Genomic DNA, 563 nt, shown 5'->3' with positions numbered 1-563 from the left:
CATTCTGCCATTCGACGACATGGTGGATGTCGCACCAACTCGCCGGGCGGCCACATCGTGCACATCCGCGGTCACGAGCAGCCACCGCTCGGCGCATTCCGTCAGGAATCACCCGCGTCGAGCGGCCGATGTCCAACGGTTGACTGTCGCTGTTCATGACGATCGGGATGACGGCGGCGTTGCAGGCGAGCTGGCGCAAGTCCTTAGTGGCGATAGCACCGCCGAAGTCGAGAATCGCGGTCCGCACCCGATGCTCCAGCTCGGCCAGGGGGATGTGCACGTTGAGATGGGGCCGGTGTCCGCCGGACTGTGGGACGTCGCCGTGGTCGAGGACGTACCCGCAGATGTCGGCCAACGCCTCGGCCTGGCGCTGTTTGCTGCTGCGCTGGTCATCTGCGCCGGCCGGCTTGGACTTGGCGTCGATGAGGGTGGCGATGGTGGCGAACAGGACTGCGTTGTCGAACCGTCCCTTGATCACCCCGCCGGGCCGGTCCGGGTGCGGGGTGATGGACAGCTCGTTGACCTCGGACTCCGGTCCGTCGTCGGGTTCGGGTCCGTCCTGG

1 protein-coding gene is annotated in these 563 nt (G+C 66.8%); it reads right to left on the bottom strand.

From position 1 onward, the window contains the following. Positions 1-478, bottom strand: a 478-nt coding sequence (locus tag LL648_RS43600) for an HNH endonuclease signature motif containing protein (protein WP_232668864.1), incomplete at its 3' end; no start/stop codon positions are given. Positions 479-563 lie beyond the last annotated feature (85 nt).

The organism is Pseudonocardia sp. TRM90224 (genome assembly GCF_021245725.1).
Lineage (GTDB): Bacteria > Actinomycetota > Actinomycetes > Mycobacteriales > Pseudonocardiaceae > Pseudonocardia.
The sequence above is the reverse complement of the archived record's forward strand: the minus strand, read 5'-3'. Positions and strand labels throughout refer to the sequence as shown.